The sequence below is a fragment of the Planomicrobium sp. CPCC 101079 genome, assembly GCF_007859275.1.
Classification (GTDB): Bacteria; Bacillota; Bacilli; order Bacillales_A; family Planococcaceae; genus Planococcus.
On the sequence record NZ_VOHC01000029.1, the window covers coordinates 53,050 to 68,142 of the forward strand.

A 15,093-nucleotide genomic window follows, 5' to 3' on the forward strand; every position below is an offset into this window, starting at 1 on the left:
TCCGTACCAAGTTGCTTGCTGAAATGTTTGTTGCTAAAGCTATTATTAAAAATAAACCTTAAATCAACCTTAAAATCCAAGAGCAGATTTTTTCCGGCAATGGAAGAGAATATACAAACGAGCAGCAGAGCAAATTTAAGTATGGCAGGGCAAAAAATTTCTTCAATCGCTATTCGGCAGAGTCTGTCCCAGCTGTACCTCTTGCTGGAAATTCTAATCCAAGTTCTTCCATCTTGGCTTCAGCTTCTTCTTGGGTGATAGTGCCATCCATTACTTGCTGCATAATTTCCTGCATTTCAGCTTTGGTTTCTTCGTCCATCCCTTCGAACATACCACCCATACCGCCCGTACCGCCTTCCGGAGGAGTGCCGCCATTTTCCGGAGGTGTACCGCCGCCTCTGCCAAATCCACCACCGCCGCCCATGCCGCCGGTTCCTGCTTCAGCTACGCCGTTTTCATCAAGCCACGTAGCAGTTTCTGAAATGGTGAAGTCGACAATTTCTGTACCGCCTTCGTACGTTCCTTCTTCGTAAAGACCATTCGTATCCGTTCCAGACGATGTTCCTCCTGTAGATAATGTATAAGACGCATCGGCCGCTAAGTCAGGAGAGCTGATGAAAATAGCCTGAAACTCTTTAGCTGGTGCAAAAGTGGCAACTTCGTTTCCTTCGCTATCTTCAATATGGACAAGCGTTCCCGCTGCCTGCATTTCAGGGAAGGTCATGACAATTGAAGATTGTGCAGATTCCTCGGCCGCTGCCTGAAGCATGCCGGCACTTCCCGCGGCAATCAATAAACCGCCTTCCATCATTAAGGTTCCATCATAATCCAGTGAACCATTCATGCTTTCTGTCGGTCCGTCGACTAATACGGTGCCGCCATTAATTTCGATTGAGCCGTTCGAGTCCAGACCATCTCCCGCTGCGTTGACTGAGACGAATCCGCCATTAATCGTCAGCTTAGATTCCAGTTCTTCTGATGCTGCCGCATCGGCTTCCGTTTCTTCTGTGGTTTCCGCTTCATCAGTTGTGGAGCTTTCTGCCGCTTCGGTCTCGCGCGCCATGCCACCTGGCATCATCTCTGAACCACCGCTGACATTAATGCCGTCATCTGTAGCCGTCAACACCAAAGTTCCATCTTCTACTGTAATATTGTCCGCTTCCAACGCTTCATTGCTTTTCGCAACTTCAATGTTCCCGCCTGCGATCAAAGCGACATTATTTGCGTGGATGCCATCGTCTCCAGTAGCAACCGTCCATTCGCCGCCACTGATGGTCACATCTCCATCACTGTGGATAGCATCGTCAAGTGAATCGATATCAAACGTTCCTCCGCTGACAGTAAGATTTGTTGCTGCTTTTATGCCTTTTGTACTGTCACTTGCCGTTTCTTCAGTGGTTTCGGCCTCTTCCTGAGGTGATCGCATCATGCCTCCTGAAGTGGCGATTGTTTCAGGGCTCCCGCCTCCCGCAGCAATCGTATAAGTGCCATTTGTTATATACAAGGAAGCGATGGATTGGATGCCGTCACCTTCTGAATCAATCGAAAATTCCCCGCCTTCCAAAGCGATGTTCCCTTTTGTTGTGTCTTCGTCATTGGAGGATTTAATGCCGTCCCCGCCTGACTTTATGGCAATTGTGCCGTCTTTTACCGCTACAATGTCACGGCCCATCAAGCCATCATCGACAGCATTAATTTGGATATCTCCTCCGGTGATTTTCAGTTCATCCTTGCTCGTGATTCCGTTATTGTAATTTCCATTGACGACTAAACGGCCGGTTCCGTTAATGGTCAAGTCGGCTTTACTGAAAATCGCCGCATTCGGTTCATCCGTGTCTGAATCTTCATAGACATATTGTTCGCCGTCTGAGAGGATGTTCTCGGTTCCTTCTTCAAGTGAAATCACCGTCTTTTCAGCATTCACGACATTGATCGCTGCCGTATCCGAAGAGCTGATTTCCACACCATCCAGAACCAGCCGCACTGTGTTTTTATCTTCAGAGTCGATGATGATTTGGCCATTATCCAAATTTCCGCTGATCACATAGGTTCCGCCGGCTTTGATCGTCAAGGTATTATCCTCGAAAATGACGGCTGCTGAAGCGGCAAAATCTGCTTCTGTGCCGTTCAGTGTAATGGTTTCCGGATTTTCCACCGCACTGTATTCATCGTCTTCCGCATAGTTGACAGTGGAGTCCACTTGCGTCTTTACTTCTGCAGAAACTGCTGCGCTTGCAAGATTGGTGTTTTGAACTGTTTCATTGCTGCATGCAAACAAAAGACTTGCAGACAATGCGATTGAAGCCATTTTGAACATTCGTTTGTTTTTCATTATCTTCACTCCTTTAAGGTTTGGAAAATTGAGTGTTTCTCTCATTGCCCTCATTGTGAAGCCCTAACCTTAACGAAACCTTAAAAGAAAAAAACAATTTGCTTTTATTTTATTTCACCCTATAATCAAGTCTATTATTGCTATTTCACCAATCGATGCAAAGGAGCCTTGCAAATGAAACTGTTAATCATAGAAGATGATCGGCATCTTTCCAATACTATTAAGGAAACAACACAGGAAATGTTCGAGACGCACCAGGCTTTTGATGGGGAGGAAGGCTTGTTCTTGGCGGAGCAAAACATTTTTGACTGCATCATTCTCGATATTATGATGCCCGGCATGAATGGCTATGAAGTATTAAGTGAATTAAGGGCAGGGGAGAATTCGACTCCCGTGATCATGCTGACGGCAAAAGACGGCATCAGCGACAAGATCCAAGGATTCAAAGCCGGCGCCGATGATTATTTGGTCAAGCCGTTCCACCGGGAGGAGCTGCTCCTGCGGCTGGAGGCGATTGTCCGTCGGTCAGGCGGGGAGTTGAAGGAAAGCATGCTGACCTTCAAAGACTTGAAACTGAATATCAAAAACAAGACTGCTTTTATTGGGGAAGAACCCGTCAAACTGAACGGAAAGCAGTTTGATCTCCTTGAGTACCTGTTGAACAATAAGAATATTATATTAACGAAAGAACAGATTTTCGACCGGATCTGGGGGTTCGAGTCGGATACTTCGACCACTGTGGTGGAGGTATATGCCAGCAATCTCAGGAAAAGCTTAAAAAAATTCAATTACGACTCCTACATCAAGACCTTCCGGGGGCTCGGCTACATGCTGTCAGAAAACGGTGGGGCGAATGAATAGAAAGTCCGTTTTCAGGAAGCAGCAGCTCCGATTTATGGTATTGAATCTTTTGGCGTTCACAGTTATTTTCGCGATTTTTGGGTTTATTATCTTCAACCAAGTACAGGGTACCTTATTTTCTAAAACCGACGAGGAAATGTTAAACTTCAAAGAAATGATTGCTGAAGATCCTTTGGGGGAAGAGGGGATTCCGCCAAAAGGGGAAGAGCAGCGGGATTCTCCTGATTTCAGAGGGCCCGATCCAAATCCTCGGATTATCGTACTCGATTGGAACGAAAATGGGGAAATCGTCAATGAGGCCCAAATCGGAACTTTACTATATGAAAATTACTTTCAGGACTATACAGTAGACACTGAAAATCTGAATACCTTTACTAATAGTACATTTGATGAAACATACACATTCAGGTATTTGCTTTTCGAGGATGAAAATCCATCCGATGAAGTTGCCTATACGCAGCTCCTGGTGAATATCGATCCCGAACAAACAATTATAGAAAACTTTGGAAGGCTGCTGATCGTCTGCTCGCTGATTTTCATTATCTTGTCGATTTCGGCAAGTTACTACCTATCAAAGAAAATGATGAAACCCATCATTCAATCGTGGAACAAACAAGCGGAATTTGTCGAAAATGCTTCTCATGAACTGCGCACGCCATTAACCATCATTCAAAATAAATTGGAATTAATGTTGATGGCACCCCAAGAAAAAATCATGAACAAATTTGAAAATATTGCGCTTAGCTTGTCGGAAACAAGGCGCTTATCGAAATTGACTTCCGACCTCTTGACCTTGGCAAGGGCGGATTCCGCTGAAATGCAGTTATCCAAGCAAACCATACCGGTTGATTCTTTTATCGATAAAACGACTGCCCCTTACAAGGAAATTGCAGAGTCCCAAGACAAGTACCTATGGCTCGATCTCAATTCCAATGTAAATATGGAAGCGGATGAAAGCCGCATTCATCAGCTTTTGGTCATCTTGCTTGATAATGCCTTGAAATACACAGAGGAAAGGGATAGCGTCGGAGTCAAAACTTATTTAGAGGATCAGAAAGTGGTCATCGAAGTCAGCGATACGGGTGTCGGCATCAAAGAAGAAAATATTCCGCACATCTTTGACCGCTTTTATCGCGAGGACAAGGCACGTTCCCGGGAAACCGGCGGCATGGGACTTGGCCTGTCAATCGCCCAGTGGATCGTCGCCAGCCATTCCGGAACAATCAGTGCTGTGCCAAACAAGAAACAAGGAACAACTTTCAAAGTGAAATTGCCCCAGTAAGAGATCACAATCCTGTGATCTCTTTTTTTATTATTTTTATAAAACTTTTAAGGTTTGTTTAAGGTTAGCGCTCAATAATAGGTTTCAAGAGCTTAACACCACAAGAATACGGTTTGTTGAAGCAGAGCAAAGGAGTGAAGAAAGATGAAGGCATTGTGTTTGAATGGCGTACAAGGCCGGAGAGAATTGAAGCACGAAATGACAAAAATGGATTGTTACCTGCTGAGGAATAAATTGAAACATTATATGGAGATAGATCCTCATGCAAAAGCAAACGGCACGTATTCAATCCGCAGCGTCTATTTCGACAACTTTGACAACAAAGTGATGAACCAGAAAAAAGAGGGATTGTTCGAGCGCGACAAATTCAGGGTCCGGCTTTACGACAACAACACGGACTTTCTGAACTTGGAGAAAAAAAGCAAGCGCAATAACCTTACGTACAAGCAGAAATGCAGCATTACAGCTGAAGAATATGAAAAGATCCGTTTTGGCGACATTGCTTGGATGGAGAATGATGCAAGGCCGCTGATGCAAGACCTCTATTGGCAAATGGCAATGTTCCAGCTGCGGCCCGTCACTGTCGTCGATTATGAACGGGAGGTGTTCATCTATAAATACGGCAATGTCCGGGTGACGTTCGACAGTTCGATTCGGACGAGCCTCCGAAATAACGATGTCCTGAATCCGGATATCCCGATGGTGGACACGGAACCGGATGTTGTCCTGCTGGAAGTGAAATACGATGAATTTTTGCCGAATGTCATCAAGCAATTGCTGCAAGTCAGCGATTTGCGCGCAGGCGCTTATTCAAAATACCAAATCAGCCGGATGTACGGGTAACATACCCATTGCCAGGCTATCAAACTATTATTGGAGGAATTAGTAATGGAAAGTGTAAATTTTAGTGATATTTTCAAATCCAACTTTTTGGAGACAACTGGCAGTTTCTCGCTTGTCGATTCATTGATCGGCTTGGGGGTAGCGTTTGCCATCGGGTTGTTCATCTATATGATCTACAAGAAAACCTTCTCAGGTGTCATTTATTCGCATAGTTTCAATATTTCTTTAATCGTCATGTCGATGGCCACTGCGCTAATCATCATAGGGATTTCAACCAATGTGCTGCTATCGCTGGGGATGGTCGGGGCCCTGTCTATTGTCCGGTTCAGAACACCGATCAAAGATCCTATGGACCTGGTCTACCTTTTCTGGACAATCGTTTCAGGCATCTTGTGCGGCGCCGGATTTGTTTTACTGGCCATTCTCGGGTCGCTGTTGATCGGACTGGTGCTGATTGTCTTCATCAACAAGATTAAAATCGAGAATCCTTATTTATTGATTGTTAAATACGAAGATAATGCCATTGAGAAGTCATTGGAACACCTTATTTCTTCAAGTGTCCGGAAACATCTGGTCAAATCGAAATCCGTTGCCCAAGGCTTCGATTATGAAGTGACTTATGAAGTGCGCGTCAAAGATTCGGATATGAATTTCATTTCCCGCATTTCAGAAATGGCCGGAGTTAAATCGGCAGTTATGCTGAGCTATGATGGCAATTTCACAGCTTGATCAAAGGAGCGTTCATTCACCATTGCCGGTGAGTGAACGCTTTTTTTATCGCAAATTATCCAACTATATTTTTATAACTTGCAGTTTACGTTTAATGGAAAGGGACGATGGAGTAATTTAAACGGAATAAAAGAGAGGAATAACAATTTTTAAGCTTCTTTTAAGCTTCGCTCACTATAGTTACCTTATACCAGGCGAAGAAGTAAAGTTGCTTCTGGGAATGCAGAAGAAAAAATGGAAAAAGTGTATCAAAGGTCATAACTGGGCACCGTGAACGAAGTGGTTCACAAAACTATACATTGGAGGAAGAAAAAATGAAGAAGAATATACTACTGGGATTTGTACTGGCAACATCAATTGCAACGGCTTTAACAGGCTGCGGGACTGAAGAAGAGAGCCAAACATCAAGTGTAAACGAACAAGCGGAAAGCACAGAAACAGAAAGCGCAGAAAGTGCCACTAAAATGCCCGATGGTCCGCCAAGTGGAGGAGGGGGCATGGGCTCTGCTACTGTGGATACGGAAAGTATTGTGACAGACGTGGCTGCAACATTGGATGAAGAAGTTTCCGTTTCAGCTGAGGGTGCTTCCGTGGACGAACAAGCGACTAAACTAGCACAAGCGTTTTTGGCGACATTATCTGACGAGCAAGTAGAAACCATTCAATACGATCTGACTGCTGAAAATGCAGCGGTTTGGTCGAACTTCCCGGTAAATATGGTGCAGCGGAATGGAATCCTTCTTGGCAGTCTTTCAGAAGAAAGCCTGAAAGCAGCGAAAGCCTTATTTTACACCGCTTTAGGTGAAGAAGGGTATGAACAGCTGGTCATGAATTTAGAAGCGGAAGAAGAATTGGGAGAATCGGATAGCGGCTATGATGCTGATTTGTATTATGTGTCCTTATTAGGAGAAGTGTCAGATTCTTCCACTTGGATTCTTCAGGTAGGCGGCCACCATTATGCCAATAACTTCACATTCAATGCTGAACAAACGGGTGCCACACCTTTCTTTGTTGGGACAGAACCACAATCATTTGAGACGGCTGATGGGGAAACAGTTGAACCGATGGCTGTGCATAAAAGCGCAATCTACACGATGCTAGATTCATTGAGTGAGGATCAATTAGCTGAGGCAGAAATTACAGATAAATTTGATGATGTTCTTGTGGGTCCTGGAAATGATGGAAACTTCCCTGCAGAAAGCGAAGGAACTCTTGTCTCTTCATTAAGTGAAGAGCAGCAGGAATTGGTGAAGGAAGCCATCGAAGCATGGGTTTCAGATGTCAATGAAGAAGACCGGGAAGCGCTTTTAGAAGCTTATTATGCTGAAGATGCATGGGCGGAGACGTATATCGCTTGGTCCGGTTCTACAAGTTCAGAAGACCAGGGCTCCTATATAAGAATAGATGGACCGAGAGTATGGATCGAGTTTGCAGTACAAGGAGGAATCGTTTTTGATGATGTACACTTCCATACAATATGGAGAGATAAACTAGCCGATTATGGCGGGGAGTTTAGTTCGCAATGATTAAACAAATCACAGTTATAGCCATGAGCTTATTGATGGCGGTGCTGCTCATAGCACCTTCATCAACATCTGCTCATTCCATGCCTTCTTCACTTGTATATTTGGATTTCTTGGAAGATGAAGTGGGAGCAGAGCTGATTATCCCGCTGGATCGATTGGAAATCGCAATGGAAAAGAATTTGTACGAGGATCCCGAGCAAGCCATCGAGACCTATCATGATGAGCTTGTCACTTATATCACAAGCCATATCAGCGCCGAAACGCCTGAAGCAGAACAATGGACTGTGACGGTTGATGAAATGTCCCTTTTGTATCCGGATACAGAAACGGATCCGATTGACTTGTCTGCTCAGCTTACGCTTACACCTCCGGCAGGAGCAGCTGTCGATTCCTTTGCTTTGAACTATGATGCAGTAGTCAGGGAGCTTGTCACGCATACCATAACGGTTGCTGTCAGAAGTGACTGGAACAATGCCATTTACACAAGCAGCCCTGAAATTATTGCGACTGTTATTGAAGGCAATACGACAGTGCAAGTCGATCAGTCAGCGGGCAATACGTGGACAGGTTTTATCAGCATTGTTCAATCAGGCATGGCCCATATTGCAGAAGGTGTGGATCATTTGCTCTTCCTTCTTGCATTACTTTTGCCTGCGCCACTAGCAGTGAAAGGAAAAAGATGGGAGCGGTCGGCTGGCATTAAATCCAGCATAAAGCAGCTTTTGAAAATTACGCTGGCGTTTACTATTGGCCACTCCATCACCTTGATCATCGGAGCCACTGGCTGGTTGGCTGTTCCAAGCCAGCCGATTGAAGTTCTCATAGCTGTCTCTATTTTAGTCTCGGCAATTCATGCAATCCGTCCGATTTTTGCAGGCCGTGAAGTATTTGTGGCTGGAGGTTTCGGTTTGGTGCACGGATTGGCATTCGCGACCTTAGTGACTGAGTTAGGCGTGACACCGATGCGAATCATATGGAGTGTATTAGGCTTTAATATCGGGATTGAACTGATGCAGATAATCGTGATTTTACTGATCATGCCATGGTTGCTTGTACTGAGCGGTACAAAGAGTTATGCGCCAGTGAGAATAGCCGGGGCGTTATTCGCGATCGCTGCCTCTATCGGCTGGATTCTTGACCGCGCCTTCGCTGTAAGCACCCCCGTAGATGCCATTGTTAACGCACTTGCGCAAAACGTAGGGTGGGTTGTTGGAGTACTTGCAGTACTTGCTATTGTAAGTTCAGCTTTAAAGAGATTGAGAAAGAAGCAATATTCATTTAGCTGAAGGCAATGATTAGGTGTGATTTGGCAAACAGCCGCTATTGAGAAGCTAGAAGCGAATGAAAAAGTGATAGAATCGAAATTGTTTTTCGACTTTGAAAGCTGTTTCTAGCATTAAGGAGGTCAAAAAATGGAACGACTGTATATAAGAGTCAAAGAGTTAAGAGAATCACATAGCCTCTCTGCGGAAGAATTAGCAGAAAAAATAGGCGTTGCTAAAAGTACCCTATCGGCTTATGAAAGTGGAAAGAAACAAGTATCTATAGCACATCTTGTTAAACTAGCTGATTATTTTGAAGTAACTCTTGATAGTTTACTGGATCGAAGCAAAGAAACAATCAATTTGGATCTTCAAAACCCTAGTATCTTAAACGACCATAATTTTATGTTAGGCGATCAGCCGCTTACCCAAGATGAAATTGCTGAAGCCGCAACTTTCATTCAAGTAAAACGCCGTATGAGTAATTATGGAATCCCGAATTCGTAATTGCTAAAACTTAAAAAGGCTCATCCTTTTCCAGAGGAGGGGCTTTTTTTGTAGGCTGCAGACTTTTTCTTTCACAAAGACAAATGCTTAGCCCGACTAGCTGTGAACAGCGGAATCAATATGTCCAAACTACGGATTTTCGCTGCTATAAAGCAGGCGTTAGACAGACTGTATGGGATTTCATAGCCTTTTGTCTGATAGACAACAAGCATTTTTCGGCGAAAAGCTCTTCTAGATAAGTTTTTGTTTCTGTAGTTGCTTCTGCTGAATTTCTAGAAAAATTGTAAGAACCGCGGCCAACCGCCAGCAGCAGAGCAGTTCAAAATTGCTCATATGAACAACATATAAACAATCAATAAACCGAAAGCTATTTAACATTGAGTCTAGGCTTCAATCGACTAGTGTCATTTGCTAAAGAAAAGTTTATGGAAGTTACTGAGGATAGAATCCGAAATGCTTTTCGTCAAAACCATGCAATTTATACTCGGCCAAATGTAAAATAGCCGTCCCCAGTGGAATCAATCGATTCTGAGGACGGCTATTTATGTTTTGCTTCTCATATGAAGCAATCGCTTCTTTGATTTTTTCCGCTATCAGCTTCCAGAATTTTTCGGCCCCATTTACTGGCCCGATGCTAGTTTTTTATCTATTACAGTTCTTTCCCGTTAGTAGTGATGACATTTTTGTACCAGTCGAAAGACTTCTTCTTTTTGCGCTCAAGGGTACCGCTTCCGTCGTCGTGCTTGTCTACATAGATGAAGCCATAACGCTTGGACATTTCACCAGTAGAGGCACTTACTAGATCGATGCAGCCCCAAGGCGTGTAACCCATCAGTTCCACACCGTCTTCGACCGCTTCACCCATCGCTTCAATATGACCGCGAAGATAGTTGATGCGGTAATCGTCATTGATGCTCCCATCTTCTTCTACCGTATCGTACGCACCAAGCCCGTTTTCCACGATGAATAAAGGCACGCGATAACGGTCATATAATTGATTCAACGCAATTTGTAAGCCGGTAGGGTCGATTTCCCATCCCCAGTCACTTGCTTTTAAGAATGGGTTTTTCATGCCTGACATGATGTTTCCTTCTGCTACATCTTCTGGTGTTTTCTCTTTCTTTTCCGTACGGGACATATAGTAGCTGAAAGAAATAAAGTCAACTGGATGTTGTTTGATCGTTTCCAAATCGCCTTCTTGCATTTCAAGTTCGATGCCGTTTTCCTTGAAATAGCGTTTTGTGAAGGCAGGGTATTCGCCGCGCACTTGTACATCTCCGCAAATATAGTTGAAGATCTGCTCTTCCTTCATTGCATGTAATACGTTTTCTGGATTGGAATCATATGCATAAACGGGAGCATAGATCAGCATACAGCCGATTTGGGAACCGGGAATGATTTCGTGGCAAGCTTTCACTGCCAAGCTGCTCGCTACAAATTGGTAGTGCAGTCCTTGGAAGCTTTCCTGCAAACGGACCTCTTCAGTAGCAGGGGAGAAGCCAAGACCGAAAATCGGCATATGTGTTGCGCCGTTGATTTCATTGAACGTCAACCAATATTTCACTTTGTTCTTATAGCGGTTGAATAAAGTTGTGGCATAGCGCTCGAAGAAACCGATGACTTCACGGCTTCTCCAGCCGCCGTACTCTTTGATCAAGTACAAAGGCATTTCATAATGGGAAATCGTTACAAGCGGTTCCATTCCATGCTTTAAACACTCATCGAATACACGGTCATAGAATGCAAGGCCTTCTTCGTTCGGCTCAAGTTCGTCGCCGTTCGGGAAAATGCGTGACCAAGCAATGGAAAGACGGAACGTTTTAAAACCCATCTCTGCAAACAACGCGATGTCTTCAGCGTAACGGTGGTAAAAATCGATGGCGTCATGGTTTGGATATGTATACTTTTCTTTGTCAATTTCAAAATCGAATCCAGGCTGAGTGATCAGTTTGAAACGGATTTTCCCGCCAGGCATAACGTCTGCAAGGTTCATTCCTTTGCCGCCTTCAAGATGCGCTCCTTCTAATTGGTTGGCAGCTGTAGCGCCGCCCCACAGGAAATTCTCGGGGAATTGATATGTTTTTGTCATTGATAAACCCTCCACTTATGTATTATGGTTGCGCTTTCACGCGGGCAATAAAAAAACCTAAATCACGTAAGGAAGACATACTCGTCCCGTAGTTTACGCGATTTAGGTTTTGCCTGCATAACCAGTAACAACCCTATAATATTCAATTGCATTAACTGTAACACCGCTTTTTTGATTAGGCAAGAAATTCGAAGGAATTTTTCTATGAGCATTTGGGCTTCGCAAACAAAGTTTTTATGCCGAAAATAAAGCATATTGCATTTGGTTCTTTTTTTTGGTAACGTCGTTTCGTAACGGAAGAGTTTGAAAAACTTGGAAGGAGCAGACATACAGCAGTTTGCAGAGAGGGGAAATTACTGCGCGTAAACTGCGAAAAGCAAAAGGAACGTGTACTTAAGATAAATTCGAGATAGTGATCAAAAAGAAAGCAGGTGCACCTATGCAGAAAATTATTTTCATGGATATTGATGGAACACTGGTTAATGAGAACGGTGTAATTCCACCTTCAGCCAAAGTGAGTGTTCAAAAAGCCAGAGAGAATGGCCATCTTGTTTTTATCTGCACCGGACGATCTAAATCCGAATTGTTTCCGGAAATACTGGAAGTGGGCTTTGATGGCATCATTGGTGCAGCAGGCGGCTATATCGAAATGGGTGACGACGTATTGTTGCATGAAACGGTAAAAAAAGAGGATGTTCGCCATCTTGTGGAATTCTTTAACGGGCATGGAGTCGATTTTTATTTGGAGTCAAACGATGGACTGTTTGCTAGTGGAAATTGTAAAAAGCATATTCTTGCCATTATAGAAAAAATGGCAAGTGAAAAACCCGAAGCGAAAGAAGAAATTGAAAAAGGGATAAAGCCTTTTCATGATCTTTTAAAAGAGGGGCAAGAGTTGGTCAGAGAAGATATAAATAAGATTTCTTTTTTAGGGTCAGATTTGCCTTTTGAAGTCATAAAACAGGAATTCCAATCGAAATTTATGATTATCCCCAGCACCGTCCCGGCGTTTGGTGAAAATAGCGGCGAATTATCAGTTCTTGGAATCCACAAAGCAACAGCTATTGAAAAATTGATTGAACATTTGGATTTAGCGAAGGAAAATACGTATGCCTATGGCGACGGGGTAAACGATATCGAAATGCTTCAATTTGTTCAATACGGAATTGCCATGGGCAATGCAAAAGAAGCGGTAAAGAAGGCGGCCGATGACATTACGGAGTCGCATGATGAAGATGGCATTTTCAATAGCTTCAAAAAATATGAGCTGATCTGAATTGCCCCTACTTACCGGATAGGTGGGCTATTAAGTTGCCGTTAAGAACCTTTAAAACCAATAAAAACGTTTATGGTTATATATAAAAATTTAAAATTTCTGCAATGTAAGCGTTGACATCCGGATTTCACGCTGATATATTTAAGCCTATCAACTACATATCAATCCCTTTAGGGTTGTTACTGGTGAAGCAGGCAAAACCTAAATCATAGAACGTTACAGAGCTCTTTCTCTGTCGTTGTATGATTTAGGTTTTTTTGTTTCTAAAAAAGAATTGTTGACTAATACGGGGGTGGAAAAGATGAAGTACGAGAAGTTGGCAAAAGAGATTATTGAGAATGTTGGTGGCCGTGAGAACATCAACAGCGTGGTGCATTGTATTACCCGTCTTCGCTTTAAATTGAAAGACGAAAGCAAGGCGAATACAGAAGTATTGAAAGATATGGATGATGTTGTAACGGTTATGAAAAGTGCCGGACAGTATCAAGTGGTTATCGGCAATCAAGTGCCGGATGTATACAAAGCAGTTGTAGAAGTAGGCGGCTTTTCATCAAACGCGGCGGTAGAAGAAGATTCAAGCGACACAAACATGTTCAACCGATTTATCGATGTCATCTCCAGCATTTTCACGCCGATCCTGGGTGTGCTTGCTGCAACCGGGATGATCAAAGGATTAAATGCACTGTTTGTAGCGCTTGGATGGCTTGATACAACTTCTGGTACATATCAGATTTTAAATGCAATCGGCGATTCACTGTTTTACTTTTTCCCTATTTTCCTTGGCTATACAGCAATCAAAAAATTCGGCGGCAGTCCATTTATCGGGATGGCCATCGGTGCAGCACTTGTTTATCCGGCACTTTCCGGTGTAACGGCTGGCGAACCACTTTATACGCTGTTTAGCGGTACGATTTTTGAATCACCGGTTTTCATCACATTTTTAGGTATTCCTGTTATCTTAATGAGTTATGCGTCATCTGTTATACCAATCATTCTTGCTGCATTTTTTGCAGCTAAAGTAGAAAATGGCTTCAAAAAAGTGGTTCCTGATGTTGTAAAAGCATTTGTTGTACCGTTTGCTACATTGCTTGTAGTTGTACCGGTTACATTTCTGCTAATTGGACCGATTGCAACTTGGGCGGGCCAGCTGCTTGGCCAGGGAACTATGTTCATCTTTAACTTAAGCCCAATCATTGCCGGCTTGTTTATCGGCGGACTGTGGCAAGTCTTTGTTATCTTCGGTTTGCACTGGGGCCTTGTGCCAATCGCAATCAACAACTTGGCGGTTCAAGGCTCGGATCCTATTCTAGGGATGATGTTTGCGGCTTCTTTTGCACAAATTGGTGCCGTTCTTGCAGTCTACTTAAAGATTAAAGATCAGAAATTGAAAACACTTAGCGTTCCAGCATTCATCTCAGGGATTTTCGGTGTTACAGAACCGGCAATTTACGGAATTACGCTTCCGTTGAAAAAACCATTCATTATGAGCTGTATTGGCGGCGCTGTAGGCGGTGCGATTCTTGGATTTGCCAAATCAAGTTTATTCATGGTCGGCGGCCTTGGAATCTTTGGAATCCCGACTTACATCCACCCTACTGAAGGCTTGAATTTCGCTTTCTGGGCAGTTTTAGTCTCAATTGCAGTAGCCTTTATTCTTGGTTTTGTGCTGACATACCTGTTTGGCATGAGCAAAGTGAAAACAGCAGCTGATGCTCCATCTCCAAAAGTAGTCGTTCAAAAAGACGAAGCATTGCTTGTAGGAAATCAAATCGTGGCAAGCCCAATGCAGGGAGTAGTAAAATCGCTTTCGGAATTAGAGGATGCTGCATTTTCATCAGGTGCACTGGGCAAAGGCGTGGCGATCGAGCCGACAGAAGGAAAATTGTTTGCGCCGGTTTCCGGAACCGTAACAGCATTGTTTTCAACAAAACACGCAGTCGGCATTACAGCAGACAGCGGCGCGGAAATTTTGATCCACATCGGCATGAATACGGTCCAGCTCAACGGCAAGCACTTCACTGCCCATGTTGAGCAAGGCGTTCAAGTAGAAAAAGGCCAGTTATTGATCGAATTTGATATCGAAGCAATCAAAAAAGCAGGATATGAAGTGACAACACCTGTTGTCATCACAGACACTGAAAATTATACCAGCGTCCATACAACAACAGACAAAAAGATCAAGTGGGGCGAACCGCTCATTTCATTGGAAGTTTAATGTAGGTTTTATAAATATAAAAATTAGAATGATTGTTTATAAAAATAATGGATATTCCGTAAACCAGCTAGGCTTGCCGCGGACGAGCGCGAAGCCTAGCTCGTTTGCTTCTTTTACTAGTGAAGAATACTAGAAGAAAGAGCGGAGGGCGGCGAAGGGCAAAGATGTGCT

12 protein-coding genes are annotated in these 15,093 nt (G+C 43.6%); 10 read left to right on the forward strand and 2 right to left on the reverse strand.

Annotation, left to right across the window (positions count from 1 at the left end; translation table 11 throughout):
* Nucleotides 1–169: 169 nt before the first annotated feature.
* The gene (locus tag FQV28_RS14325) at nucleotides 170–2,332 is read right to left on the reverse strand and encodes a carbohydrate-binding domain-containing protein (protein ID WP_255472965.1); all 2,163 of its coding nucleotides are present in this window, start codon (nucleotides 2,330–2,332) and stop codon (nucleotides 170–172) included.
* Between the two features lie 174 nt (nucleotides 2,333–2,506).
* Here FQV28_RS14325 and FQV28_RS14330 point away from each other — a divergent pair, with 174 nt between their 5' ends.
* From FQV28_RS14330 to FQV28_RS14365, 8 genes are all read left to right on the forward strand, one after another.
* Nucleotides 2,507–3,193, forward strand: a complete 687-nt coding sequence (locus FQV28_RS14330) for a response regulator transcription factor (RefSeq protein WP_146497183.1) — start codon at nucleotides 2,507–2,509, stop codon at nucleotides 3,191–3,193.
* A 34-nt stretch (nucleotides 3,194–3,227) separates the two neighbouring features.
* Entirely contained in the window at nucleotides 3,228–4,475 is a 1,248-nt protein-coding gene (locus tag FQV28_RS14335) for a sensor histidine kinase (protein ID WP_370455137.1), read from the forward strand.
* A gap of 144 nt (nucleotides 4,476–4,619) precedes the next feature.
* Nucleotides 4,620–5,318, forward strand: a complete 699-nt coding sequence (locus tag FQV28_RS14340) for a polyphosphate polymerase domain-containing protein (protein WP_146497185.1) — start codon at nucleotides 4,620–4,622, stop codon at nucleotides 5,316–5,318.
* On the forward strand, nucleotides 5,291–5,383 hold the full coding sequence (cas5, locus tag FQV28_RS19675) for a CRISPR-associated protein Cas5 (protein ID WP_370455139.1): 93 nt from the start codon (nucleotides 5,291–5,293) through the stop codon (nucleotides 5,381–5,383). Before FQV28_RS14340 ends, cas5 begins: the two co-directional genes overlap by 28 nt.
* Nucleotides 5,364–6,047: a DUF4956 domain-containing protein gene (locus FQV28_RS14350; protein WP_146497186.1), complete on the forward strand. Its 684-nt coding sequence runs from the start codon at nucleotides 5,364–5,366 to the stop codon at nucleotides 6,045–6,047. Before cas5 ends, FQV28_RS14350 begins: the two co-directional genes overlap by 20 nt.
* 314 nt (nucleotides 6,048–6,361) lie before the next feature.
* On the forward strand, nucleotides 6,362–7,573 hold the full coding sequence (locus tag FQV28_RS14355) for a DUF3500 domain-containing protein (RefSeq protein WP_146497187.1): 1,212 nt from the start codon (nucleotides 6,362–6,364) through the stop codon (nucleotides 7,571–7,573).
* Nucleotides 7,570–8,859: a HupE/UreJ family protein gene (locus FQV28_RS14360; RefSeq protein ID WP_146497188.1), complete on the forward strand. Its 1,290-nt coding sequence runs from the start codon at nucleotides 7,570–7,572 to the stop codon at nucleotides 8,857–8,859. The genes FQV28_RS14355 and FQV28_RS14360 overlap by 4 nt, the downstream gene beginning before the upstream one ends.
* A 126-nt stretch (nucleotides 8,860–8,985) precedes the next feature.
* Nucleotides 8,986–9,342 carry a helix-turn-helix domain-containing protein gene (locus tag FQV28_RS14365; RefSeq protein WP_146497189.1) on the forward strand — a complete coding sequence of 119 codons (357 nt, stop codon included), beginning with the start codon at nucleotides 8,986–8,988 and terminating at the stop codon, nucleotides 9,340–9,342.
* Between the two features lie 649 nt (nucleotides 9,343–9,991).
* Here the strand turns inward: FQV28_RS14365 and FQV28_RS14370 are convergent.
* Nucleotides 9,992–11,431 (reverse strand): glycoside hydrolase family 1 protein, encoded by a 1,440-nt coding sequence (locus tag FQV28_RS14370; RefSeq protein ID WP_146497190.1) that lies wholly within the window; start codon nucleotides 11,429–11,431, stop codon nucleotides 9,992–9,994.
* 439 nt (nucleotides 11,432–11,870) lie between these two features.
* Between FQV28_RS14370 and FQV28_RS14375 the strand changes: the two genes are divergently transcribed.
* A complete protein-coding gene (locus FQV28_RS14375) occupies nucleotides 11,871–12,707 on the forward strand; it encodes an HAD family hydrolase (protein ID WP_146497191.1) in 837 nt (278 codons plus the stop codon).
* 301 nt (nucleotides 12,708–13,008) lie between these two features.
* Nucleotides 13,009–14,922, forward strand: a complete 1,914-nt coding sequence (locus FQV28_RS14380; protein WP_146497192.1) for a beta-glucoside-specific PTS transporter subunit IIABC — start codon at nucleotides 13,009–13,011, stop codon at nucleotides 14,920–14,922.
* The last annotated feature ends 171 nt before the right edge of the window (nucleotides 14,923–15,093 follow it).

Coding starts and splice junctions, on each gene's coding strand:
- FQV28_RS14340 (WP_146497185.1), top strand. CDS start 4,620: ATGAAGGCATTGTGTTTGAATGGCGTACAAGGCCGGAGAGAATTGAAG.
- FQV28_RS14360 (WP_146497188.1), top strand. CDS start 7,570: ATGATTAAACAAATCACAGTTATAGCCATGAGCTTATTGATGGCGGTG.
- FQV28_RS14350 (WP_146497186.1), top strand. CDS start 5,364: ATGGAAAGTGTAAATTTTAGTGATATTTTCAAATCCAACTTTTTGGAG.
- FQV28_RS14355 (WP_146497187.1), top strand. CDS start 6,362: ATGAAGAAGAATATACTACTGGGATTTGTACTGGCAACATCAATTGCA.
- FQV28_RS14330 (WP_146497183.1), top strand. CDS start 2,507: ATGAAACTGTTAATCATAGAAGATGATCGGCATCTTTCCAATACTATT.
- FQV28_RS14370 (WP_146497190.1), bottom strand. CDS start 11,431: ATGACAAAAACATATCAATTCCCCGAGAATTTCCTGTGGGGCGGCGCT.
- FQV28_RS14325 (WP_255472965.1), bottom strand. CDS start 2,332: ATGAAAAACAAACGAATGTTCAAAATGGCTTCAATCGCATTGTCTGCA.
- FQV28_RS14375 (WP_146497191.1), top strand. CDS start 11,871: ATGCAGAAAATTATTTTCATGGATATTGATGGAACACTGGTTAATGAG.
- FQV28_RS14365 (WP_146497189.1), top strand. CDS start 8,986: ATGGAACGACTGTATATAAGAGTCAAAGAGTTAAGAGAATCACATAGC.
- FQV28_RS14380 (WP_146497192.1), top strand. CDS start 13,009: ATGAAGTACGAGAAGTTGGCAAAAGAGATTATTGAGAATGTTGGTGGC.
- FQV28_RS14335 (WP_370455137.1), top strand. CDS start 3,228: ATGGTATTGAATCTTTTGGCGTTCACAGTTATTTTCGCGATTTTTGGG.